This window comes from Haemophilus sp. THUN1692 (assembly GCF_059704395.1).
On record NZ_AP046579.1, the window covers coordinates 822994 to 846416 of the forward strand.

Annotated in this window: 20 protein-coding genes and 1 rRNA gene; 8 read left to right on the forward strand and 13 right to left on the reverse strand. The window is 39.0% G+C overall.

The features are described 5' to 3' along the window. Window positions 1-10: 10 nt before the first annotated feature. From AC6H0A_RS03955 to gmk, 7 genes are all read right to left on the reverse strand, one after another. Window positions 11-1550, reverse strand: a 16S ribosomal RNA gene (locus AC6H0A_RS03955). 366 nt (window positions 1551-1916) lie between these two features. Next, on the reverse strand, window positions 1917-3062 hold the full coding sequence (gene lldD, locus AC6H0A_RS03960) for an FMN-dependent L-lactate dehydrogenase LldD (RefSeq protein ID WP_005643690.1): 1146 nt from the start codon (window positions 3060-3062) through the stop codon (window positions 1917-1919). A gap of 211 nt (window positions 3063-3273) precedes the next feature. After that, window positions 3274-4083, reverse strand: a complete 810-nt coding sequence (gene murI / locus AC6H0A_RS03965; RefSeq protein ID WP_005643688.1) for a glutamate racemase — start codon at window positions 4081-4083, stop codon at window positions 3274-3276. A gap of 29 nt (window positions 4084-4112) precedes the next feature. Next, window positions 4113-6194 carry an ATP-dependent DNA helicase RecG gene (gene recG / locus AC6H0A_RS03970; protein ID WP_005643686.1) on the reverse strand — a complete coding sequence of 694 codons (2082 nt, stop codon included), beginning with the start codon at window positions 6192-6194 and terminating at the stop codon, window positions 4113-4115. After that, the gene (gene spoT, locus AC6H0A_RS03975; RefSeq protein WP_005643684.1) at window positions 6191-8299 is read right to left on the reverse strand and encodes a bifunctional GTP diphosphokinase/guanosine-3',5'-bis pyrophosphate 3'-pyrophosphohydrolase; all 2109 of its coding nucleotides are present in this window, start codon (window positions 8297-8299) and stop codon (window positions 6191-6193) included. Before spoT ends, recG begins: the two co-directional genes overlap by 4 nt. A gap of 72 nt (window positions 8300-8371) precedes the next feature. Further along, window positions 8372-8638 (reverse strand): DNA-directed RNA polymerase subunit omega, encoded by a 267-nt coding sequence (gene rpoZ / locus AC6H0A_RS03980; protein WP_005625717.1) that lies wholly within the window; start codon window positions 8636-8638, stop codon window positions 8372-8374. Window positions 8639-8700: 62 nt separating this feature from the next. Further along, window positions 8701-9327 carry a guanylate kinase gene (gmk, locus tag AC6H0A_RS03985; RefSeq protein ID WP_005643682.1) on the reverse strand — a complete coding sequence of 209 codons (627 nt, stop codon included), beginning with the start codon at window positions 9325-9327 and terminating at the stop codon, window positions 8701-8703. Between the two features lie 250 nt (window positions 9328-9577). Between gmk and gap the strand changes: the two genes are divergently transcribed. Together gap and AC6H0A_RS03995 are read left to right on the forward strand one after the other, a co-directional pair. Continuing rightward, window positions 9578-10597 (forward strand): type I glyceraldehyde-3-phosphate dehydrogenase, encoded by a 1020-nt coding sequence (gene gap, locus AC6H0A_RS03990; RefSeq protein ID WP_179231037.1) that lies wholly within the window; start codon window positions 9578-9580, stop codon window positions 10595-10597. A gap of 194 nt (window positions 10598-10791) precedes the next feature. Next, window positions 10792-12594, forward strand: a complete 1803-nt coding sequence (locus AC6H0A_RS03995; protein WP_044233307.1) for an AMP-dependent synthetase/ligase — start codon at window positions 10792-10794, stop codon at window positions 12592-12594. A 33-nt stretch (window positions 12595-12627) separates the two neighbouring features. Here the strand turns inward: AC6H0A_RS03995 and AC6H0A_RS04000 are convergent, their stop codons facing one another. From AC6H0A_RS04000 to AC6H0A_RS04010, 3 genes are read right to left on the reverse strand one after another with little or no spacing between them, the layout of a single operon-like run. After that, window positions 12628-13413, reverse strand: coding sequence for a Cof-type HAD-IIB family hydrolase (locus AC6H0A_RS04000; protein ID WP_005643676.1), 786 nt, complete (start codon window positions 13411-13413; stop codon window positions 12628-12630). An 18-nt stretch (window positions 13414-13431) separates the two neighbouring features. Continuing rightward, window positions 13432-13896: an rRNA maturation RNase YbeY gene (gene ybeY, locus AC6H0A_RS04005; protein ID WP_005643675.1), complete on the reverse strand. Its 465-nt coding sequence runs from the start codon at window positions 13894-13896 to the stop codon at window positions 13432-13434. Between the two features lie 9 nt (window positions 13897-13905). Then, entirely contained in the window at window positions 13906-14988 is a 1083-nt protein-coding gene (locus tag AC6H0A_RS04010; RefSeq protein WP_005643673.1) for a PhoH family protein, read from the reverse strand. Window positions 14989-15122: 134 nt separating this feature from the next. Between AC6H0A_RS04010 and AC6H0A_RS04015 the strand changes: the two genes are divergently transcribed. The 4 genes from AC6H0A_RS04015 to fbpC all read left to right on the forward strand — a co-directional run bounded on the left by AC6H0A_RS04015 (window position 15123) and on the right by fbpC (window position 20508). After that, a complete protein-coding gene (locus tag AC6H0A_RS04015; RefSeq protein ID WP_497512471.1) occupies window positions 15123-16712 on the forward strand; it encodes a methyltransferase regulatory domain-containing protein in 1590 nt (529 codons plus the stop codon). 149 nt (window positions 16713-16861) lie between these two features. After that, the gene (locus AC6H0A_RS04020; RefSeq protein WP_005643670.1) at window positions 16862-17860 is read left to right on the forward strand and encodes an iron ABC transporter substrate-binding protein; all 999 of its coding nucleotides are present in this window, start codon (window positions 16862-16864) and stop codon (window positions 17858-17860) included. Between the two features lie 70 nt (window positions 17861-17930). Continuing rightward, window positions 17931-19451: an ABC transporter permease gene (locus AC6H0A_RS04025; protein ID WP_005643669.1), complete on the forward strand. Its 1521-nt coding sequence runs from the start codon at window positions 17931-17933 to the stop codon at window positions 19449-19451. After that, on the forward strand, window positions 19438-20508 hold the full coding sequence (gene fbpC / locus AC6H0A_RS04030; RefSeq protein WP_005643668.1) for a Fe(3+) ABC transporter ATP-binding protein FbpC: 1071 nt from the start codon (window positions 19438-19440) through the stop codon (window positions 20506-20508). Before AC6H0A_RS04025 ends, fbpC begins: the two co-directional genes overlap by 14 nt. A 35-nt stretch (window positions 20509-20543) precedes the next feature. On the opposite strand, the gene AC6H0A_RS04035 is transcribed toward fbpC, so the two are convergent. Genes AC6H0A_RS04035 through AC6H0A_RS04045 form a run of 3 tightly spaced genes read right to left on the reverse strand, consistent with a single transcriptional unit; the run spans window position 20544 to window position 22737 of the window. Beyond that, window positions 20544-21224 (reverse strand): M15 family metallopeptidase, encoded by a 681-nt coding sequence (locus AC6H0A_RS04035; protein ID WP_005643667.1) that lies wholly within the window; start codon window positions 21222-21224, stop codon window positions 20544-20546. Between the two features lies 1 nt (window position 21225). After that, window positions 21226-22365, reverse strand: a complete 1140-nt coding sequence (dapE, locus tag AC6H0A_RS04040) for a succinyl-diaminopimelate desuccinylase (protein WP_005643666.1) — start codon at window positions 22363-22365, stop codon at window positions 21226-21228. A gap of 27 nt (window positions 22366-22392) precedes the next feature. Then, entirely contained in the window at window positions 22393-22737 is a 345-nt protein-coding gene (locus AC6H0A_RS04045) for an ArsC family reductase (protein ID WP_005643665.1), read from the reverse strand. Window positions 22738-22871: 134 nt separating this feature from the next. On the opposite strand from AC6H0A_RS04045, the gene AC6H0A_RS04050 reads away from it, so the two are divergent. Together AC6H0A_RS04050 and AC6H0A_RS04055 are read left to right on the forward strand one after the other, a co-directional pair. Beyond that, window positions 22872-23039 (forward strand): hypothetical protein, encoded by a 168-nt coding sequence (locus AC6H0A_RS04050; protein ID WP_005643664.1) that lies wholly within the window; start codon window positions 22872-22874, stop codon window positions 23037-23039. Between the two features lie 8 nt (window positions 23040-23047). Continuing rightward, window positions 23048-23404, forward strand: a complete 357-nt coding sequence (locus AC6H0A_RS04055) for a hypothetical protein (RefSeq protein WP_005643663.1) — start codon at window positions 23048-23050, stop codon at window positions 23402-23404. Window positions 23405-23423 lie beyond the last annotated feature (19 nt).

A 23423-nucleotide genomic window follows, 5' to 3' on the forward strand; every position in this document is an offset into this window, starting at 1 on the left:
TCGTCTTGGGTAAGGAGGTGATCCAACCGCAGGTTCCCCTACGGTTACCTTGTTACGACTTCACCCCAGTCATGAATCATACCGTGGTAAACGCCCTCCCGAAGGTTAAGCTATCTACTTCTGGTACAACCCACTCCCATGGTGTGACGGGCGGTGTGTACAAGGCCCGGGAACGTATTCACCGCGACATTCTGATTCGCGATTACTAGCGATTCCGACTTCATGGAGTCGAGTTGCAGACTCCAATCCGGACTTAGACGTACTTTCTGAGATTCGCTCCACCTCGCAGTTTCGCCACCCTCTGTATACGCCATTGTAGCACGTGTGTAGCCCTACTCGTAAGGGCCATGATGACTTGACGTCATCCCCACCTTCCTCCAGTTTATCACTGGCAGTCTCCTTTGAGTTCCCGACCGAATCGCTGGCAACAAAGGATAAGGGTTGCGCTCGTTGCGGGACTTAACCCAACATTTCACAACACGAGCTGACGACAGCCATGCAGCACCTGTCTCATGGTTCCCGAAGGCACTCCCGTATCTCTACAGGATTCCATGGATGTCAAGAGTAGGTAAGGTTCTTCGCGTTGCATCGAATTAAACCACATGCTCCACCGCTTGTGCGGGCCCCCGTCAATTCATTTGAGTTTTAACCTTGCGGCCGTACTCCCCAGGCGGTCGATTTATCACGTTAGCTACGGGCACCAAGCTCTAAGCCCAATCCCCAAATCGACAGCGTTTACAGCGTGGACTACCAGGGTATCTAATCCTGTTTGCTCCCCACGCTTTCGCACATGAGCGTCAGTACATTCCCAAGGGGCTGCCTTCGCCTTCGGTATTCCTCCACATCTCTACGCATTTCACCGCTACACGTGGAATTCTACCCCTCCCTAAAGTACTCTAGTTACCCAGTCTGAAATGCAATTCCCAGGTTAAGCCCAGGGCTTTCACACCTCACTTAAATAACCGCCTGCGTGCCCTTTACGCCCAGTTATTCCGATTAACGCTCGCACCCTCCGTATTACCGCGGCTGCTGGCACGGAGTTAGCCGGTGCTTCTTCTGTATTTAACGTCAATGACGTGTACTATTAGCACACATCCCTTCCTCAATACCGAAAGAACTTTACAACCCGAAGGCCTTCTTCATTCACGCGGCATGGCTGCGTCAGGGTTCCCCCCATTGCGCAATATTCCCCACTGCTGCCTCCCGTAGGAGTCTGGACCGTGTCTCAGTTCCAGTGTGGCTGGCCATCCTCTCAGACCAGCTAGAGATCGCAGGCTTGGTGAGCCTTTACCTCACCAACTACCTAATCCCACTTGGGCTCATCTTATGGCATGTGGCCCGAAGGTCCCACACTTTAATCTTTCGATATTACGCGGTATTAGCTACAGTTTCCCGTAGTTATCCCCCTCCATAAGCCAGATTCCCAAGCATTACTCACCCGTCCGCCACTCGTCAGCAAGAAAGCAAGCTTCCTCCTGCTACCGTTCGACTTGCATGTGTTAAGCCTGCCGCCAGCGTTCAATCTGAGCCATGATCAAACTCTTCAATTCAAGTTCAATCGCTCAATATATTGCTTAGCTATAAATAAAAATACTACTTAAAAAGTAATTATGAATTTTCAGTTAAGCACCTATTAAGACTTCAAAATTAAAAAATATTTTTAAAACAAGTCAATCAACAAGTGCCCACACAGATTGTCTGATACATTGTTAAAGAGCAAAAAACAACGACGCACTTGTAAACTTAAATACTTCACAACAGTGCGTCGTCGTGTGCGGTGCATTATAAGGATTTTCAAATCCCTTGCAAGTACTTTTTACAACAATTTTTGAAAAACTTGACCGTTTGTTGAAAATACATACGCAAAATACATAATTCCGCCAACAAACGGTTGATTTTTGATCTCAATTTATAAATTAAAGTTTACTTAGATCAACTAAAGCCTCTGGTTTAATATCGGCAATGGTACGATTGCTAGTTAATGTCATCGCTACACGCATCTCTTTTTTGAAAATGTCTAGCATATTTTCAACACCTTGGCGACCTGCTGCCCCTAAAGCATAAACAAATGCTCGACCTAACATTGTTGCGTCTGCTCCTAATGCCAACATACGGACTACATCTAAACCATTGCGAATGCCTGAATCGGCAATAATTTTAATATCCCCTTTCACAGCATCAGCAATCGGTGGTAACGCTCTTGCACTTGAAAGCACGCCATCTAACTGACGACCACCGTGGTTTGACACCACAATACCATCAGCCCCGAAACGCACCGCATCTTTTGCATCTTCAGGGTCAAGAATCCCTTTGATCACCATCGGACCTTCCCAAAACTCGCGAATCCATTCTAAATCTTTCCACGAAATCGACGGATCGAAATTCTCTGTGAGCCAACCAATATAGTCATCTAAGCCAATTTGTCTACCCATATAATTAGAAACATTACCCAAAGTGTGTGGTTTTCCTTTAATACCTACATCGTATGCCCAGAATGGATGCGTAAAGCCTTGCAAAACACGGCGAATTTCTTTGTAATGACCACTCATTCCTGAGTGCATATCACGATAACGCGCACCTGGCGTTGGCATATCTACGGTGAACACCAAGGTTGAACAGCCCGCAGCCTTCGCACGCTCAAGAGCATTTTTCATAAAGCCACGATCTTTTAATACATAAAGCTGGAACCACATCGGGCGTTTAATCGCTGGCGCAACTTCCTCAATCGGGCAGATTGACACGGTTGAAAGGGTAAATGGCACGCCTTTGTTATCTGCCGCTTGCGCTGCTTGCACTTCCCCTCGGCGCGCATACATTCCACACGCCCCAACGGGTGCAAGAATAGTTGGTATTGAAAGTTTTTCACCAAATAATTCTATACTAGTATCCAATTCAGACATATCTTTTAAGACACGTTGTCTTAAAGCAATATTTTCCAAATCACCCACATTACGCGCAAGTGTTTGCTCAGTATAAGAGCCGCCATCGGCATAGTGGAACATAAAGGGAGGAACACGGCGGCGTGCCGCTTCACGATAATCGCTAGCTGATGAAATAATCATTTTACCTCTTATTAAATAAAATAGTGAGAAACCCGATAGGTATTGTAACACTATTTTAACAAATTAAATAAAAATCATACTTATTTTGATGAACTAGATCACAATTTATTTTAAAAAAAGTGACATATAGAAAAGATCTGGATAGAAAATTACCTATGAAATTAGGAAAAATTGTGAATTTATCAATATCACACCATTAATCTATTAACTTTTAATCTATTTTGATTACTTCCAAAAATTCAAATCCCCATAGATGTAAAGTTTTTTTAAATTGAGATTCTTCAGAAAAATGTTCGGTGCAAAACATTTGATTATGTTTTTCACCTTGAGCGCGTACACCTTTGCCATTGAGTAAATATTTTATCCGCTTAGCAATCGCCGCTCCTGGATCCATAAAATATTTAATTTGTGGCAAGCACAACTGAATTTCATCTTTGATGAGTGGGAAATGAGTACAACCTAAAACTAAAGTATCCAAATCTGTCATGTCTGTCCACGGAGATAACTCATCTTTTAAACCAATTAGATCAACGGAATGACCGCGAATTTTTTGCTCCGCAATTTCGACTAATTTTGTCGTTCCCAGTCTCTCAACAATACAATCCTGCGCAAATTTATCAATCAACTCATCGACATAATGACGTTTTACGGTACCCTTTGTAGCTAATAAAGCAATATGTTTTGTCTTTGTGATTTCTGATGCAGGTTTAATAGCAGGTACAGTCCCAATAATAGGAATATCAAACGCAACTCGCAAAGGCGGAAGCACAACTGTACTCGCTGTATTGCAAGCTATCACGATTGCATCTAATGGATAACGTTGATTAATAAGTTGGCAAACCGCTAAAGTGCGGTGAATAATACTTTCTTCTTCGCGTTCTGAATAAGGGAAGCCAGCATTATCAAAACAATAGAGATAATGCCAATTTGGTAATAATCTTTTGGCTTCACGATATACGCTAAATCCACCAACGCCAGAATCAAAAAAAAGTAAAGTTGGGCGTTTTTCTTTTTTATCCATTTAAAACTCTTTGAAAATTGACCGCACTTTTAAGCGTTCGAGTAGATTTCTTTATTATTGAGCCAGCGACGGATTAGGCTTTCTGCCACATCAGGGTATTTTTGAATCAATAATTTGGCATAATGTTGCACCGTTGGTATCATTTTTCTATCTCGCATTAAATTTGCTACTCGCAATTCAGCAATGCCCGTTTGTTTCGTTCCAAGCACTTCGCCAGGTCCACGAATTTCTAAGTCTTTTTCAGAAATAACAAACCCATCTTGGCTATCTCTCAGCACTTGCAGACGTTTTTGCGAAACTTTACCTAGCGGAGGTTTATACATTAGTACACAAAAAGAAGCCGTGCTGCCTCGACCGACGCGCCCTCTTAACTGATGAAGTTGCGATAAACCTAAACGCTCTGCATTTTCGATAATCATCAAACTAGCATTCGGTACATCAACACCCACTTCGATCACTGTCGTTGCCACCAATAAATCCAATTCTGCATTTTTAAAACGCATCATGACATCTTGTTTTTCTTGTGGTTTCATCCGACCGTGCACTAACCCAATATTTAACATAGGCAATGCCTTAGTTAGATCTTCCCAAATCGCTTCAGCTGCTTGAGCTTCTAAAACCTCTGATTCATCAATTAACGTACACACCCAATAGGCTTGGCGTTTTTCATTAACACAAGCATTTTTTACACGCATCACAATTTCAGCTCGACGCTCTTCAGAAACCACTACGGTTGTTATCGGCGTACGACCTGGAGGCAATTCATCAATAATTGATGTATCCAAATCGGCATAGACGGTCATTGCCAACGTTCTTGGTATCGGCGTGGCCGTCATAATTAACTGATGAGGATAAAATCCTGCTTTTTCGCCCTTCTCTCGTAACATTAATCGTTGATGCACACCAAAACGGTGTTGTTCATCAATAATCACCAATGCTAGATCGGAAAACTCGACTTCTTCTTGGAATAAAGCATGCGTCCCCACCACCATTTGCACGGCACCAGTTTTGATTTTTTCAAGCTCTGCTTGTCTTGATTTTCCTTTTACTTTACCGGCTAACCAGCCAACTTCAATACCGAAAGACTCAAACCAACGTCGAAAATTATTCGCGTGCTGTTCTGCAAGAATTTCTGTTGGCGCCATTAAGGCGACTTGTTTGCCATTATCAATTGCATTTAAAGCAGCCAGTGCGGCAACCAATGTTTTTCCCGAGCCGACATCCCCTTGCACTAAGCGCATCATCGGATAATCTTTGATAAGATCTTGTTCAATATCCGACACGACTCGCTTTTGCGCATTAGTGGGTTGAAATGGTAAGGTGGCTAAAAATCGCTGTTTCAAATCTGTTTGATAATGTAGCGGTAAGGCAGAAAATTGCTGCGTTCCTAACCGCACTTTTTGCATAGCTAAATTATGCGCCAGCAGCTCTTCAAAAATTAAACGCTGTTGTGCAGGATGCTTACCTTGCTCTAACATTTCTAATGAAATATCTGGTAGCGGACGGTGCAATAATCGCAATGCCTCTTTTAAACTATATTGATGTGGATTAAATTCATTAGGCAAAATTTCTGCAATCTGAACTTTGTCGAGTAATGCCAAAGCCTGATCCGTTAATTTTCGTAATGAATTTTGTTTTAGCCCTTCCGTCGTGGAATAAATCGGCGTTAGGGTTTCTTCCAATACTATGGGCGCATTATCGCGCACAATTTGATATTCTGGATGATGAATTTCTGGCATATGACGCCCACGTCTTACTTCGCCAAAGGCCTTTACCCGCACACCTGCTTGAAAACTATTACGCATTCCCGCATTAAAATTGAAAAAACGTAACATAATTTTCGATGTGCCGTCTGACAAACTGACTGATAAAATCGGGCGACGGCCAAAAGCGACTTCACAAGTTTGTACAATTCCTTCAATGGTAAAATATTGTTCGGGACGAAGATTAGCGATTGGCGTAATTCGCGTACGATCTTCATAGCGAATAGGTAGATGAAAGAGTAGATCTTGCAGGTTATGAATGCCGATTTTAGCCAGTTTATTAGAAATGGCCGCACCAACACCAGAGAGGCTTGTCAAAGGTACGGCATCGAGAAGTTCAAGGCTCATAACTCATTAATATTGCGTTTGACATTAACGACGCCAGTGATGCCTTTAATGCGATGAACGATATTGGCAAGGTGTTTGATATCTTTTACACAAACCTGCAAAATCACAAGCAATAAATTGTTCTCTAATTCTTCCGTCCAAATATTTTGAAGACTGCTTTCGCTCGCAGAAATTGCAGTCATTAAACTAAGCAAGGCATTCTGCTCATTCAATATTTCTATTTGTAATTCAGCCTCAAAATTCACCGCACTTTGAACATTATCCCATTTAGCCAACGATTGGCGACAAGCATTGTTCAAACTTGCACAATGTTGATGGTGTACCACAACTGTATTTTCTTGTGTACAACATCCCACAATAGGATCACCAGGGATTGGATGACAACATTGAGCAAATTGTGTTTTACCCACTTGCATTGGTGCAATAGTGAGTATTTTTGATTCAAAATTCTGGGTATTAGAAGATTCTAACGGCACGCCCACAAATTGATGCGCAATTATGGAGGCGGACTGATTGCCTAAACCGATTTCTCGTAATAATTCATCTAAAGAAGAAAGCGCTAAAGCATCTAGTACAGTACTAATTTGTTGAATAGAAAAATCACCTAAATTATGAGGCTGTAATGCTGCATTAAGCTCAACTTCACCTAATTTCACTGCATCCTCTTCACAACGCTGTTTGAGATAATGGCGAATCCGTGTTTTCGCACGAGCCGTTACCACGAAATTTAACCATACGGCTTCAGGATGCGCATTTGGATCGGTGATAATATTGACCGTTTGACCAGACTCAAGGGCTTGCGAAAGAGGATAAGGTTTATGCTCAACAGTCACACCAACACAAGTATTTCCCACATCTGAATGCACGGCATAAGCAAAATCTACTGCCGTTGCGCCCATTGGCAATTCAACAATTCGACCTTTTGGCGTAAAAACATAAATTTCTTTCGGGAAAAACTCTGATTTTACATTTTCAATAAACTCAAACGAATTACCTACACTTTGTTGAATTTCAACCAAACTTTGCAGCCAGCGTTGTGCACGGATTTGTGCTGTTGTACTATCGTTTTTACCATTTTCTTTATAAACCCAATGTGCAGTAATGCCCATTTCGGCGACTTGCTCCATATCCTCAGTATGGATATGAACTTCTACGGGGACACCTTTCGGCCCAATCATTGAAGTTTGCAAAGATTGATAGCCATTTGCTTTAGGTACCGCGATATAATCCTTTACTCGGCCAGGACGTGGCTTATAAAGATTATGCATTTGCCCCAAAACGCGATAACAATCATCAACATTTTTTACAATCACACGGAACGCATAAATATCCATAATAGAGTGGAATTCTTGATCCTTTATGCGCATTTTTTGATAGATTTTGTAAAGGTGTTTTTCACGCCCCCACACTCGGGCAAAAATGCCTGCGTTTTCTAACCGCACTTTAATCTCTTGTGAAATACGTTCGATTAAATCTTGTCGGTTACTCCGCGCTACATCAATGAGTTTTTTTAACACCTCATAACGATGTGGATGCATTGCTTGAAAAGATAAGTCTTCTAATTCATTTTTGATATGCTCAATACCTAAACGATGAGCAAGCGGACAATAGATTTCAAGCGTTTCTTTCGCAATACGGCGGCGTTTATCTGGTCGTAACGAACCAAGCGTGCGCATATTATGCGTGCGATCAGCAAGCTTGATTAACACAACACGAATATCACGCGTCATCGCCAAAATCATTTTGCGAAAATTCTCGACTTGTGCTTCTTGGCGAGTACGAAATTTCAACTTATCGAGTTTTGATACACCGTCCACAATTTCAGCCACACTAGCACCAAACTCTTCTTTCAGTTGTTCTTCCGTATAAGGCGTATCTTCAATAACATCGTGCAAAAGCGCAGCCATTACCGCTTCGTGATCTAAATGTAGTTGAGCAATAATGGAGGCTACCGCCACTGGATGGGTAATGTAAGGTTCGCCGCTGGAGCGAAATTGTCCTTCATGCGCATCTCTTGCAATCACAAACGCACGCTTGATGAGTTCAATTTTATCTGCGGGCAAATACCCTTGAATAATTCGATCTAAATCCGCAAACAGTTCCAAAGGAGACCTACTTATTATTGAAAGAGAAAGTGCGGTTAAAATATCGTGATTTTTTACCGCACTTTTAAAAGATTATTCTGTAATTAATGCAACAGCTGCTTCTTCCGTTTCTTGCACTTTCGCCATTTCTTGGAATTCTTGTGCATCCATAATATCTTGATTAATCAAACCTTTTTCGATTTCACGCAATGCGATTACTGTTGGTTTGTCATTATCTTCTGGCACTAACGGCGCACTTTGGTTAAGTTGTAATTGTCTTGCACGACGCGCAGCCGTTAAAATTAAATCAAAACGGTTACCAATTTTTTCTACCGCATCTTGCACAGTAACACGAGCCATAATTTACTCCGATTTGTCAAAAATTACTCTATTGAAAGGGCGTTATAATACTCAATTTCGCCCTATTTTGCTAGTAGCTGTTGAATTAACATTGCATTTTGTTTTTGTTGATAATCTTTTGTTAAGCGTTCCGATTGCAAAATACTTTGCAAATCTTTTAATGCTTTCTCAAAATCATCATTCACAATCACATAATCATATTCGTCATAATGCGAAATTTCACTTATCGCTTTTGACATTCGTTCAGCGATAACCTCTTCACTATCTTGCCCACGACCAATTAAACGACGTTCTAACTCTGGCAATGAAGGCGGTAAAATAAAAATACTTTTTACCGAAGACACTTTTTTACGGATTTGTTGAGCGCCTTGCCAATCAATATCTAAAAACACATCAATACCTTTTGCTAAATTTTCTTCAATCGCAGGTAAAGAGGTTCCATAATAATTTCCACCAAAAACTTTGGCATATTCTAGAAATAAATCTTGCTCAATGAGCGATTCAAACTCTTCTTTTGATACAAAATAATAGTGTACGCCTTCAACTTCACCCGGGCGTGGAGCACGAGTCGTATGTGACACAGACACCATTTTTTGAGTTGAGCTATCTGATGCCAATAACGCCGAAATTAATGAAGATTTTCCCGCACCACTTGGTGCAGACAAAATATAAAGATTACCTTGAGACATAGAACATTTAACCTTCTCTAACAATTTCAGTCTATTATGCAGATTTCTCTATAAAAAATCATCAAAAGTGCGGTGATTTTTTACGGTACTTTTTCATTCTAATCATGATTTGATATAGATCACAAAAAAGTAGTAGGGTTTATAGTTTTATAAAAATGCTCGTGCTATACTCTGTGCGCTGTCTTACTGAGTGAGCAGTATTACTCAAAGCAAACAGATTTGTTTAACTTAAATAAAAGGTGAAAATCTTATGGCAATTAAAATTGGTATCAATGGTTTCGGCCGTATCGGTCGTATCGTATTCCGTGCAGCACAACACCGTGATGACATCGAAGTTGTAGGTATTAACGACTTAATCGACATTGAATACATGGCTTATATGTTGAAATATGATTCAACTCACGGTCGTTTCGACGGCACTGTTGAAGTGAAAGATGGTAACTTAGTGGTTAACGGTAAAACTATCCGTGTAACTGCAGAACGTGATCCAGCAAACTTAAACTGGGGTGCAATCGGTGTTGATATCGCTGTTGAAGCGACTGGTTTATTCTTAACTGATGAAACTGCTCGTAAACACATCACTGCAGGCGCGAAAAAAGTTGTATTAACTGGCCCATCTAAAGATGCAACCCCAATGTTCGTTCGTGGTGTAAACTTCAACGCATACGCAGGTCAAGATATCGTTTCTAACGCATCTTGTACAACAAACTGTTTAGCTCCTTTAGCACGTGTTGTTCATGAAACTTTTGGCATCAAAGATGGTTTAATGACCACTGTTCACGCAACAACTGCAACTCAAAAAACTGTGGATGGTCCATCAGCTAAAGACTGGCGCGGCGGCCGCGGTGCATCACAAAACATCATTCCATCTTCAACAGGTGCAGCGAAAGCAGTAGGTAAAGTATTACCTGCATTAAACGGTAAATTAACCGGTATGGCTTTCCGTGTTCCAACTCCAAACGTATCTGTTGTTGACTTAACTGTTAACCTTGAAAAACCAGCTTCTTACGATGCAATCAAACAAGCAATCAAAGACGCTGCTGAAGGTAAAACTTTCAATGGCGAATTAAAAGGCGTATTAGGTTACACTGAAGATGCTGTTGTTTCTACTGACTTCAACGGCTGTACTTTAACTTCTGTATTTGATGCAGACGCTGGTATCGCATTAACTGATTCTTTCGTTAAATTAGTATCTTGGTACGATAACGAAACTGGTTACTCAAACAAAGTATTAGACTTAGTAGCTCACATTTACAACTACAAAGGCTAATTAAAACTTTGAAAAAATTAACCGCTCTTTGGAGCGGTTTTTTATTATCTAATAATTTAGTTTACAATCTAAAAATGAACAAGGGATCACTAAAAATAATTTAAAATAATCAATATTCTTCTAGCTTTTATTCCTATTTAAGATTATATTAGCGCACAACTGTTCGCTCAATGAATTCAAAAAATAGGGTTAATATGAATCTCGATCTCCATTTTGTTCATCGTATTCAACAACAAGCCAAAACTCGTGCAAATATGACCGCACTTCGCTATAAAGAACACGGCTTGTGGAGAGACATCTCTTGGAAAAATTTTCAAGAACAACTCAATCAACTTTCTCGTGCATTGCTTGCTCACAATATTGACGTGCAAGATAAAATCGCCATTTTTGCCCATAATATGGAACGTTGGACAATCGCTGACATTGCGACCTTACAAATTCGAGCAATTACAGTACCTATTTACGCAACCAATACAGCCCAGCAAGCCGAATTTATCCTAAATCACGCCGATGTAAAAATTCTATTCGTCGGCGATCAAGAGCAATACGATCAAGCATTAGAAATCGCTCATCATTGTCCAGAATTACAAAAAATCGTGGCAATGAAATCTACCATTCAACTACAACAAGCCCCTCTTTCTTGCACTTGGGAAAATTTTATTGAAACAGGTTCAAACGCCCAACAAGATGAACTAACCCAACGCTTAAACCAAAAACAATTATCGGATTTATTTACGATTATTTATACATCAGGCACAACGGGAGAACCTAAAGGTGTCATGTTAGATTACGCTAATCTCGCTCACCAATTAGAAACGCATGATCTTGCACTTAATGTGACAGATCAGGATATTTCACTTTCTTTTTTACCATTCTCTCATATTTTTGAACGAGCCTGGGCGGCTTATATTCTTCATAGAGGTGCAATACTTTGCTATTTAGAAGACACCAATCAAGTGCGGTCAGCTTTAACGGAAATTCGCCCAACCTTAATGTGTGCCGTACCACGTTTTTACGAAAAAATTTATGCCGCCGTATTGGATAAAGTTCAAAAAGCACCAAAACTTCGCCAAATAATGTTCCATTGGGCAATTTCCGTAGGACAAAAACATTTTGATTTACGTGCGAATAATAAAGCTATTCCGTTCTTATTGAAAAAACAATTTGCTTTGGCAGATAAATTAGTGCTCTCAAAACTTCGCCAATTATTGGGTGGTCGTATAAAAATGATGCCTTGCGGAGGAGCAAAATTAGAACCGGCTATTGGTCTATTTTTCCATGCTATTGGTATCAACATCAAATTAGGCTATGGCATGACAGAAACAACTGCGACCGTTTCTTGCTGGCATGATTTCCAATTTAACCCAAATTCAATCGGCACACTCATGCCAAAAGCGGAAGTTAAAATTAGGGAAAATAATGAAATCCTCGTGCGTGGCGGAATGGTGATGAAAGGCTATTACAAGAAGCCAGAAGAAACGGCTCAAGCCTTCACAGAAGATGGTTTCTTAAAAACTGGCGATGCGGGAGAATTTGACGAACAAGGCAATTTATTTATTACCGATCGTATCAAAGAATTAATGAAAACATCAAACGGTAAATATATTGCACCACAATATATCGAAAGCAAAATCGGTAAAGATAAATTTATCGAACAAATTGCGATTATCGCTGATGCGAAAAAATATGTGTCTGCACTTATTGTGCCTTGCTTTGATAGTTTGGAAGAGTACGCTAAACAGCTCAATATTAAATATCATGACCGTTTAGAATTACTAAAAAATTCTGAAATTCTAAAAATGTTTGAGCAGCGTATTAATGCAATACAAAAAGAACTGGCTCATTTCGAGCAAGTAAAAAAATTCACACTACTTTCTCAAGCATTTAGCATTAAATTGGGTGAAATTACACCTACATTAAAATTACGTAGAAAAGTAATTTTAGAGCGTTATCGTAAGCAAATTGAAGATATGTATAATTCAAAAATTCTTAACTAAAAGGCTCTCGTTTGAGAGCCTTTTTCTTGCCAATTATTCAGGAAATTTTTCTTCCAAAATTAATGCTAGCCCATCTTCATTATTGGTCGCGGTGACTACATTTGCAGCTTGTTTAATTTCATCAGGTGCATTTCCCATTGCCACCCCAAGCCCCGCATGTTCTAGCATATCCAGATCATTAAAGTTATCACCAAACGCAATCACCTCATTGGTTTGTACACCAAAATAATCTTCCAAAAAACGCACCGCACTTCCTTTGGTTGCACTCTTGTGCATCACCTCTAAAAAGTTAGCATGGGAACGACAAATACTCAGATGTGGAAATTTTTCCTTTAAAAGAATTTCAATGTCAATGATTTCTTGTGCTTCCCCAATAATTTGAATTTTATGTGGCGAACGGGTTGCCACTTCATCAAAAGGATGAATCTCAATTTTGGTCACGCTGCGTTCAAAAATCACCCATTTATTTTCTACGTCACGAGCATAGCAATCATTATTCGTATAATAATTCACACCAAGCAAAGGATGATCCGCCAAAACGGTATTAATGTCTAAAATATCCTTTGGATCAATTTGTACGCTATAAATTGGTTCAAGATGTTGATTTAAAATAAGCGCGCCACTAAATGCAACAAGCACATTATTCGTTTCAAGCTGTTTCCAATAAGGCAAAATACCTAAAGGAGAACGCGCCGAAATTGGCACAAAAGGAATACCATTCGCCGTTAAACGCTTAATTGCGGCAACAGTTCGAGGGGAAATGGTATGTTGAGAGGTTAATAAGGTGCCATCAAAATCACTAAATACCGCTTTATACATCATTACTCCGAATAAAGATTATTTCTCTGCTAGATAAGGATCATCAAAACCTAATCCTTGCATAATTTGGGTTTCTAAACTTTCCATTTCTTCAGCTTCATCGTCTTCAATATGATCATAACCAAGTAAATGTAAACTACCATGCACGACCATATGCGCCCAATGCGCCATTAATGGTTTCTCTTGTTCTGCGGCTTCTCGTTCCACGACTTGACGACAAATCACGAGATCCCCTAACAATGGCAACTCCACCTGATCGGGGCATTCAAATGGAAATGAAAGTACGTTAGTCGGGCGATCCTTGCCACGATAAGTTAAATTTAATTCATGGCTTTCGGCTTCATCCACAATACGAACCGTCATTTCAACCTCATCCCCTTCAGGTTGAACAGCGGCTGTTGCCCACTGCACAATTTGCTCTTCTGTTGGTAAATCCTCTATATTTTCTGTGGCAAGTTGCAGATCAACGAATATACGTCCCATTTCACTCTCCTAAATTCCTAAATTCTTTTCAATTTCTGACCACTCTTTTTCACGTTCGGCTTTACGAAGCTCCGCTAATTCTTTGCGACGAATTTCATCTTGTACTTCCCATTCTTCGTATGCTTGCACGACTTTAGCCACCACCGGATGACGCACAATATCTTTGCTATTAAAATAGTTAAAACTTAATTCTGGTACTTTTTCCAATACTTCAATCGCATGGCGTAAACCAGATTTTGTGCTACGAGGTAAGTCAATTTGCGTAATATCGCCCGTAATCACGGCTTTAGAATTAAAACCAATTCGGGTTAAAAACATTTTCATTTGCTCAACTGTCGTGTTTTGGCTTTCATCTAAAATAATAAAACTATCATTGAGCGTACGCCCACGCATATAAGCCAAAGGCGCAATTTCAATAACATTACGTTCTATTAATTTTTGCACTCGCTCAAAACCTAGCATTTCAAATAAAGCATCATAAAGCGGACGTAGATAAGGTTCGATTTTCTGACCTAAATCCCCTGGTAAAAAACCTAGCTTTTCTCCTGCTTCCACCGCAGGGCGAGTAAGTAAAACGCGACGAATTTCTTGACGTTCTAAGGCTTCAACTGCTGCAGCAACCGCTAAGAATGTTTTCCCCGTTCCTGCTGGGCCAATACCAAAACTAATATCGTGAGTTAAAATATTATGCAAATATTGAACTTGATTTTCGCCTCGAGGTTTAATCACACCTCGTTTAGTTTTAATCGTTGTACTGAAAACATTATTTTCAGCGCGGTTCGGCTCAACTTGAGATAGCATGCGACTTTCTTGTAAAGCCATATGAACATCTTCCAAATCTAACTCTTTCACTTTACCTTTTACGGGCGCAGTTTCAACATATAAATCTTGGATTAATTTCACCGCACTTTTTATCAATTTTGCATGATAAGGTTTTGGATCCTCTTCCACAGTATCAATATTAAAAGTGAAATTATGACGAGCAATGACAAGATTAAATTCTTTTTCGATAAGTTTTAGATGATCATCAAATGCACCACATAAAGATTGCAAACGTGCGTTATCTTGAGGTTCGAGAATAAATGAAAGCATGGGAATACTAAGCTGATGAAAATTGCGGTTATTCTAGCGTAATTACCACTTCATGGGAAATAATCATCACTTTGTTTTCACCCATATCCCCTCTATAATATGCACTCTTAATTATGTGACAAGCTGGATATATTATGACTGAACAAAATAACCCTTATGACGAACTTAGATACTACTCAAAACCCTTTTCTTATACGAGCATTGCGCTTTTGGAAGGAAATGCAACATTATGGGGATTAACACCGCCAGCACTCAAAGGTGCTAAAGTATTAGAATTAGGTTCTTCTTTTGGCGGAAACTTAATTTCTCAAGCGGTTTATTATCCAGATACAGAATTTGTAGGCATTGATTTATCAGATAGTCAAATTACTCAAGGTAATGAAATCATTAAATCAATGGGATTAACAAATGTTCGTTTAGAAGCAAAAAATATTCTCGATATTACGCCTGAATTTGGCGTGTTTGACTACATTATTGTACATGGCATTTATTCTTGGGTACCAAATAATGTTAAAGATAAAATTCTTGAAATTTGCCGAGAAAATTTAACGCCAAACGGTATTGCTTATATTTCTTACAACACCTATCCAGGTTGGAAAAACCGAGAAGTTGCACGAGATATTATGCTTTATGCGAATAAATACACTCAGGATTTACCGCTCTCTGAACAAACTCGTCGTGGCAAAGCCATTGTTCAATTATTCTCAGATGCAATTAAATCGATTGAGTCTGAAAAATCTAAAAATCAAAGTAGAATTGAGAACTTTGATGAAATTCAAACAAAAGGCGACCATTATGTTGCCCATGAATATCTCGAATATCACAACCACCCTCTCTATTTAAATCAATTTATTGATAGCCTACATCAACATCAATTGGCTTATATTGGTGATACAGATTTTCAACTTTCATATATTTCTTGGATGCCACAACATTTACGTGACATGATCAATCAATTATCCGAAACAGATTATGTTGCACGTGAGCAATGCCTCGATTATCTTTACGATGTAGCATTTAGAAGAAGTTTATTATGCCATGATAATTTACAAAACAAAATTAACCGTACTGAGAACATAGATAAGAGTTTCTTAGATAAATTAACCTTCGTTAATCACTTCAAAGAAAATGAGCTTAGTGTGCAATTTAACAATCAAAGCATAGTAAGTTTGCTTGAAAAATTTATCTATCAAGTTGGCTCATTCACAATCAAATCTTTAACAGATTACATAGCCAAAAACAAAGAATTTAAAAATATAACTGAAAATGATATTTACAATGCAGTATTATTGTCCGTGACTTTAGGATATGTAAATATTTATCTAACACCATATCAAATATATTCATTTGAAGATAACAAAACCTATGTACCGAAACGTTTTACACAATATCTCAAAACTATGTTAAACGGGGCAAATCAATATATAGGATTAGGGAATATGTATAATTTAGGTATTGAAAAGTTAGTCAACCCAGAGCTTTCTGTTCATATAATGTCTCAAATGGAAAAACCTACAACCAGAGCCGTACTTGAAACAACACTCAAAGAATATCTAATTCAGAATGAGTACAAAGATATGACCAATAATGAAAAACTTATTGATGAAGAATATGATTGTTCAAAACTCTTCGATTCCATTTGTAATGACCTAACACATCTTGGCTATATTCAACCTGCAATAACAAAAACTAGAAAACCAAGAAAAACAAAAGCTAAAAAATAATCAACTCACAAGGGAGAGATAAGTGCTCTCCTTTTATTTTGCCACAAATAAAAATTGAGAATTATTTGCATTTGTATGCATTTGGAAATAGAATAAGGTTCATTCAGGCTTAATTAAAACATTCATTCTCATAAAACAAGGAGTTTTCAATGACATTCAAATCTTTCAAAATTGCGACACTCGCTGCTGCACTTACATTCTCAGCAAGTAGCTTTGCCGACATTACCGTTTACAATGGCCAACATAAAGAAGCAGCAAAAGCCGTAGCTGATGCATTTACGCAAGAAACCGGCATCAAAGTTACTTTAAATAGTGCTAAAAGCGAACAGTTAGCAGGTCAACTTAAAGAAGAAGGCGATAAAAGCCCAGCCGATGTATTCTATTCAGAACAAACATCTCCATTTGCCGCACTTTCTGAAGCGGGTTTATTAGAACCACTTTCAGCCAATACGATCAAACAAACTTCTCACCAAGGTGTACCTGTTGCGCCTAAAAAAGACTGGATTGCATTAAGCGGTCGTTCTCGTGTTGTCGTTTATGATCACACTAAATTATCTGAAAAAGATATGGAAAAATCAGTACTTGATTACGCGACACCAAAATGGAAAGATAAAATCGGTTATGTACCAACCTCTGGTGCATTCTTAGAACAAGTTGTAGCTATTGTTAAACTAAAAGGCGAGAAAGTTGCGCTTAATTGGTTAAAAGGCTTAAAAGAAAATGGTAAACTTTACGCGAAAAACAGTGTTGCATTGCAAGCTGTTGAAAATGGCGAAGTACCTGCAGCCTTAATTAATAACTACTACTGGTATGCATTAGCAAAAGAAAAAGGCGCAGAAAACTTAAAAACTCGCTTGTACTTTATTCGTCATAAAGACCCTGGTGCGTTAGTTACTTACTCAGGTGCTGCAATCTTAAAATCATCTAAAAATAAAGAAGAAGCGAAAAAATTCGTGGACTTCTTAGCAAGCAAAAAAGGTCAAGAAGCCTTAGTTGCTGTACGTGCAGAATATCCATTACGTACAGATGTGACTTCTCCATTCAATATGGAACCTTATGCTAAATTGCAAGCGCCAGTAGTTTCAGCAACTACTGCTCAAGACAAAGAACAAGCAAATAAATTAATTGAAGAAGCTGGTTTAAAATAAGCCCGCTAACGTCGCAACTGTATTTTCACCAAAAGTGAAAATACAGTTGTAACATATAAAGGACTATCTTTTGACCCGAACTCCCCCACTTTGGCTCACCATCATTATTTTACTTATTGGTTTACCGCTCTTATTACCATTTCTGTATATTCTTTTCCGTGCGATTGAAGTCGGATTAGATCGTAGCCTTGAGCTTTTTATTCGCCCTAGAATGGCGGAATTACTGAGCAACACAATGCTTCTAATGGTCTGTGTAACCATTGGTTCCATTTTCCTCGGTACACTTTGTGCATTTTTACTTGAACGCTATCGTTTTTTCGGCAAATCATTTTTTGAAGTGGCGATGAGTTTACCACTTTGTATTCCAGCCTTTGTGAGCTGTTTTACTTGGATCAGTCTCACCTTTCGAGTAGAAGGTTTTTGGGGAACGATTGGCATCATGACATTAAGTTCTTTCCCGCTCGCTTACTTGCCTATTTCAGCCACACTTAAACGACTTGACCGATCCCGTGAAGAAGTAAGCCTTTCATTAGGAAAAAGCCAAACTTACACCTTTTGGCACGCTATTTTCCCGCAATTAAAACCAGCAATCGGTAGTAGTTTATTGCTAATAGCATTACATATGCTGGTAGATTTCGGTGCGGTTTCGATTTTGAATTACCAAACATTCACTACTGCGATTTTCCAAGAATATGAAATGTCTTTTAATAACAGCACCGCAGCACTACTTTCCGCTGTATTAATGGCAATTTGTAGCATTATTGTGCTGGGAGAAACATTCTTCCGCGGTAAACAAACACTTTACAACAGTGGCAAAGGTGTCACTCGTCCTTATCCAATAAAAACACTTTCTTTTGGCAAACAATGTTTAACCTTCGGATTTTTCTCTAGCATATTCATCTTAAGCATTGGTGTGCCTGTGATTATGTTAATTTACTGGCTTATTGTGGGAACTTCACTCGAAAGTGCGGGTGATTTTTCAGAATTTTTATCAGCATTCAGCAATTCATTTATTATTTCAGGCTTAGGCGCACTGCTTACTGTAATTTGTGCTTTGCCATTGGTTTGGGCAGCTGTACGCTATCGTAGCAAATTAACCATTTGGATCGATCGATTACCTTATCTATTACACGCCGTACCCGGCTTAGTTATCGCATTATCGCTGATCTACTTTACAATCAACTATGCCAACAGCTTATATCAAACCTTTTTAGTTATCATCGTGGCTTACTTTATGCTCTATTTACCAATGGCACAAACCACACTTAGAGCCTCACTTGAGCAACTATCTGATAATATTGAGAAAGTCGGACAAAGCCTAGGACGAAGTCCATTCTATATTTTCCGAACTTTAACATTGCCAGCAATGTTACCAGGCATTGCGGCGGCATTCGCTCTAGTATTCTTGAATTTAATGAAAGAGCTTACTGCAACACTTTTGCTCACGCCAAACGACATAAAAACCCTTTCTATTGCCGTTTGGGAATATACCAGTGATGCGCAATACGCTGCGGCAACGCCTTATGCACTCATGCTCGTTCTCTTTTCAGGGATTCCTGTGTTTTTATTGAAAAAATATGCATTTAAATAAAATGATAAATACTCCGTTATTAGCCGTTAAAAATCTCAATAAATTTTTTAATGAACAACAAGTTCTACACGATATTTCCTTTACCTTGCAACGAGGTGAAATCCTCTTTTTGCTAGGTGCCTCTGGTTGTGGAAAAACAACGTTATTACGCACAATCGCCGGATTTGAACAACCTAATACGGGCGAAATTTGGCTAAAAGAGCAGTTAATTTTTGGCGAGAATGCTAATGTGCCAACGCAACAGCGCCATCTAGGTTATGTGGTACAAGAAGGTGTACTTTTCCCTCACTTAAATGTCTATCGCAACATTGCTTACGGATTGGGGAATGGCAAAGGGAAAACGGATGAAGAGAAAATGCGAATTGAGCAAGCAATGCAACTCACGGGAATTAGTGAACTGGCAGAACGTTTTCCTCACCAACTCTCAGGCGGACAACAACAACGTGTGGCGCTAGCTCGAGCACTGGCGCCGAATCCAGAACTGATTTTATTAGACGAACCTTTTAGTGCCTTAGATGAACATCTTCGCCAGCAAATTCGTCATGATATGCTGAAAGCACTACGCCAAAGCGGTGCATCAGCGATTTTCGTCACCCATGATCGTGATGAAGCATTACGTTATGCGGATAAAATCGCAGTTATCCAACAAGGAAAAATTTTACAAATCGACACGCCTCGTACACTTTATTGGTCGCCTAATCATATTGAAACCGCAAGTTTTATTGGTGACAACATCGTGCTATCGGCGAATCTGATTGATGAAAACACAGTTCAATGCCAATTAGGTAATATTCCTGTAAAAAACAAATCAATCTCGCTGAAACAAGGTAAGATTTTACTTCGCCCAGAACAATTTAGCCTGTTTAAAACATCGGAAAATCCAACCGCACTTTTAAAAGGGCAAGTAAAACAAATTGAATTTAAAGGGAAAATTACCGCTATTCAAATTGAAATTAATGGCTACGCAATATGGATTGAGAACATCATTTTCCCTGATTTATCTATTGGCGATGAGCTGCCTATTTATTTGCATGGAAAAGGGCTTTTTTACGCCTAAAAATAAAGCCTTATCTTCACGATAAGGCTTTATTTTTAAACAATATATTCAGAAAAAATTTGTTCAAGATTTGATATTAAACAGTCTGCGCCTAAAATATTTTCCCCTTTCCATGCCTGTTGCAAAATGTCTGGTGAAAATTGCTGGCTTGCCAATTCAGCTAACGGCAAATAACTGATATGCCAAGGCTCCCGCCCCACTTTCTTATTGGACTGCATATTTATAAAAGGCAAAGCAAAATCAAAGTGCGATAAATTCTCGGTAAGAAATTCACTCAATTCAAAGAAATAGCCGCCTTTTTCATATTCCCAAGGCTCCAGTTGTAAAGATTGCCCCTGTGGCAAAAGATTAAGATCGAAAATATCTACTTCCGTTCCCCAATGATGACGGCTAGCCCCTGGCAATGCAGACCAACGTAAAATTGCCTGACATTTTTGCCAGTCATCTAATTGGCTCAAATCTAATGCTTTGCCTGCGTCATCATGGACTTTTCTCTCGCCTTTAAATTTGCTGTTCCAAATAATCTGTTGGCGTTCAAAATCACGAAAACTGCTCGCAGGCTGTAAATTAAAGCCATTTTTCGCCGCTCTTTGTTGCAAACATTGAAATGCTTGCACAGCTTGTGTTTGCAAAAAATGATTTGATGAATGAGTTGCGGGTAAATTGACTAAATGCTCACGGGACTTTCCTGTAAACATTTCTGGCGTTAATTTCATTTTAGCTATCCAATAAATTCACTAACATTTTGTGATAAATCTCACTGCACTTGCCAAGATCTTCTACACTGACACATTCGTTGACTTTATGAATTGTTGCGTTAAGTGGCCCAAATTCCACTACTTCTGCGCCCATCAATGCAATAAAACGACCGTCTGAGGTGCCACCACCTGTTTCAGCCTTTGGCGTTATGCCTGTGGTTTCCTCAATAGCGGAGGTTATCGAATCTAATAATTTACCTGGTTTTGTTAAAAACGGTTTACCTGATAAATTCCATTCAATACGATATTTCAAATTATGTTTTTTTAGCATTTCAGCTACTTTTTGCTTGATGATTTCATCCGTGACTTCTGTGCAATAACGCAAATTGAACTGAATATATAACTCACCTGGAATCACATTATTACTTCCCGTACCTGCGTGAATATTAGCAATTTGTAGGCTTGTTGGAGGGAAAAACTCATTACCTTCATCCCATTGATAGGTCGTCAATTCTTGCAAGAATGGGGCGGCTTTATGGATTGGATTTTCAGCTAAATGCGGATATGCCACGTGTCCTTGAATCCCCTGAATATAAAGGTTTCCTGTAATTGAGCCTCTACGACCATTTTTGACAACATCGCCTAAGTTTTTAGCACTCGATGGCTCGCCAATCATACAATAAGTAATTTTTTCATTACGCGCCATTAAAGTCTCAACCACACGCACGGTACCATCTTTTGCGGCGGCCTCTTCATCAGAGGTAATCAATAATGCAATGGTGCCTTTATGATTATGATTAGGATTTGCTTTTACATATTCTTCTGCCGCCACAATCATTGCAGCAAGGGAGCCTTTCATATCCGCCGCACCACGACCATAAAGCATGCCATCAATAATCTCAGCAGAAAACGGAGAATACGACCATTGATTTTCATCACCAGTAGGCACAACATCCGTATGACCTGCAAAAGCAATAACAGGTTCACCCGCTCCGTATTTTGCCCACAAATTCAGCGTATCATTAAAAGGCATCCATTCAATTTGAAAACCTAATTTTTCTAAACGTTCGGCAATAATTTGCTGACAGCCTTCGTCATTCGGGCTAATAGATGGGCGACGAATTAAATCTTGCGCCAACGAAACCACTTTTTCTCTCATAAAAACTCCTAAGAAAATAACCGCACTTTAAGCAAAAGCAGCCTGATATTCCTTTTCATTAAATCCAATTAATGCCTTTCCATCTTGTAAAATAATTGGGCGTTTAATTAAGGTTGAATTCTCAGCCAACACGGAAAGTGCGGTCGTTTTATCAAGGGAATTTTTAACTTGTTCATCCAAATTACGCCAAGTTGTACTGCGTTTATTCACTAACACATCCCAGCCAAATTGAGCTTCCGCTTGGGTTAAAAAGTTCAAATCTAACCCATCAACACGGTAATCATGAAGTTTGTGTTCAATGTTGTGATCCGTCAGCCATTTCAACGCTTTCTTCACCGTATCGCAATTTTTAATGCCGTAAACTGTAATCATATTTTTCTCTCTTTTCTCGCCATTTAATTACAACATTATACCTGAAAAACGACCAATAATTCGATGAAAAAACAGATGAAAAAAGTCGCTTAGTCAGGCATAATATTGTCAATATTCACAGTAAGGAGTCTCAAATGGAACTCACTTTTGAACAAATTTCTGATTTACTCAAAACGCAAAAAAAAGACAAGGAAGAATACGCTTTTAGTTTGGAAGAACGACAATTAGCTGCAAAAGCAAGTTCGGAAGCTTGGCAAGCTATTTTAAATCATAAAATTGAGCCATTCGATTTTAAAAAATAGAGTCGATTATGCTGCCAACATACGATGTTTATATTGCTGAAACATCAGGAGATTGCCTTGAAAAAGATCTTCTAAAACAATTTATCGTGACTTATCTAACTCAAGATGATCTTGATAAACTAAAAATGATTTTAACGAATATCCCGCAACTTAGACCATTCTGGGGAAAGACAGGCTATAAATACATTACAATAAATAATATCTATTTTTTATATGAAGTGGCCGAAGACGAAAGAAAAGTCATTATTTTAGGTACTAAATTTAATAATAAACGAAAAACATTTAATTTTGCGAATACACTCAAGCAACAAAAAACAATGAAAAAATGGATTGGGGATTATTCTAAATATTATCCTAGTAAATAAGCCCGATTAAATCGGGCTT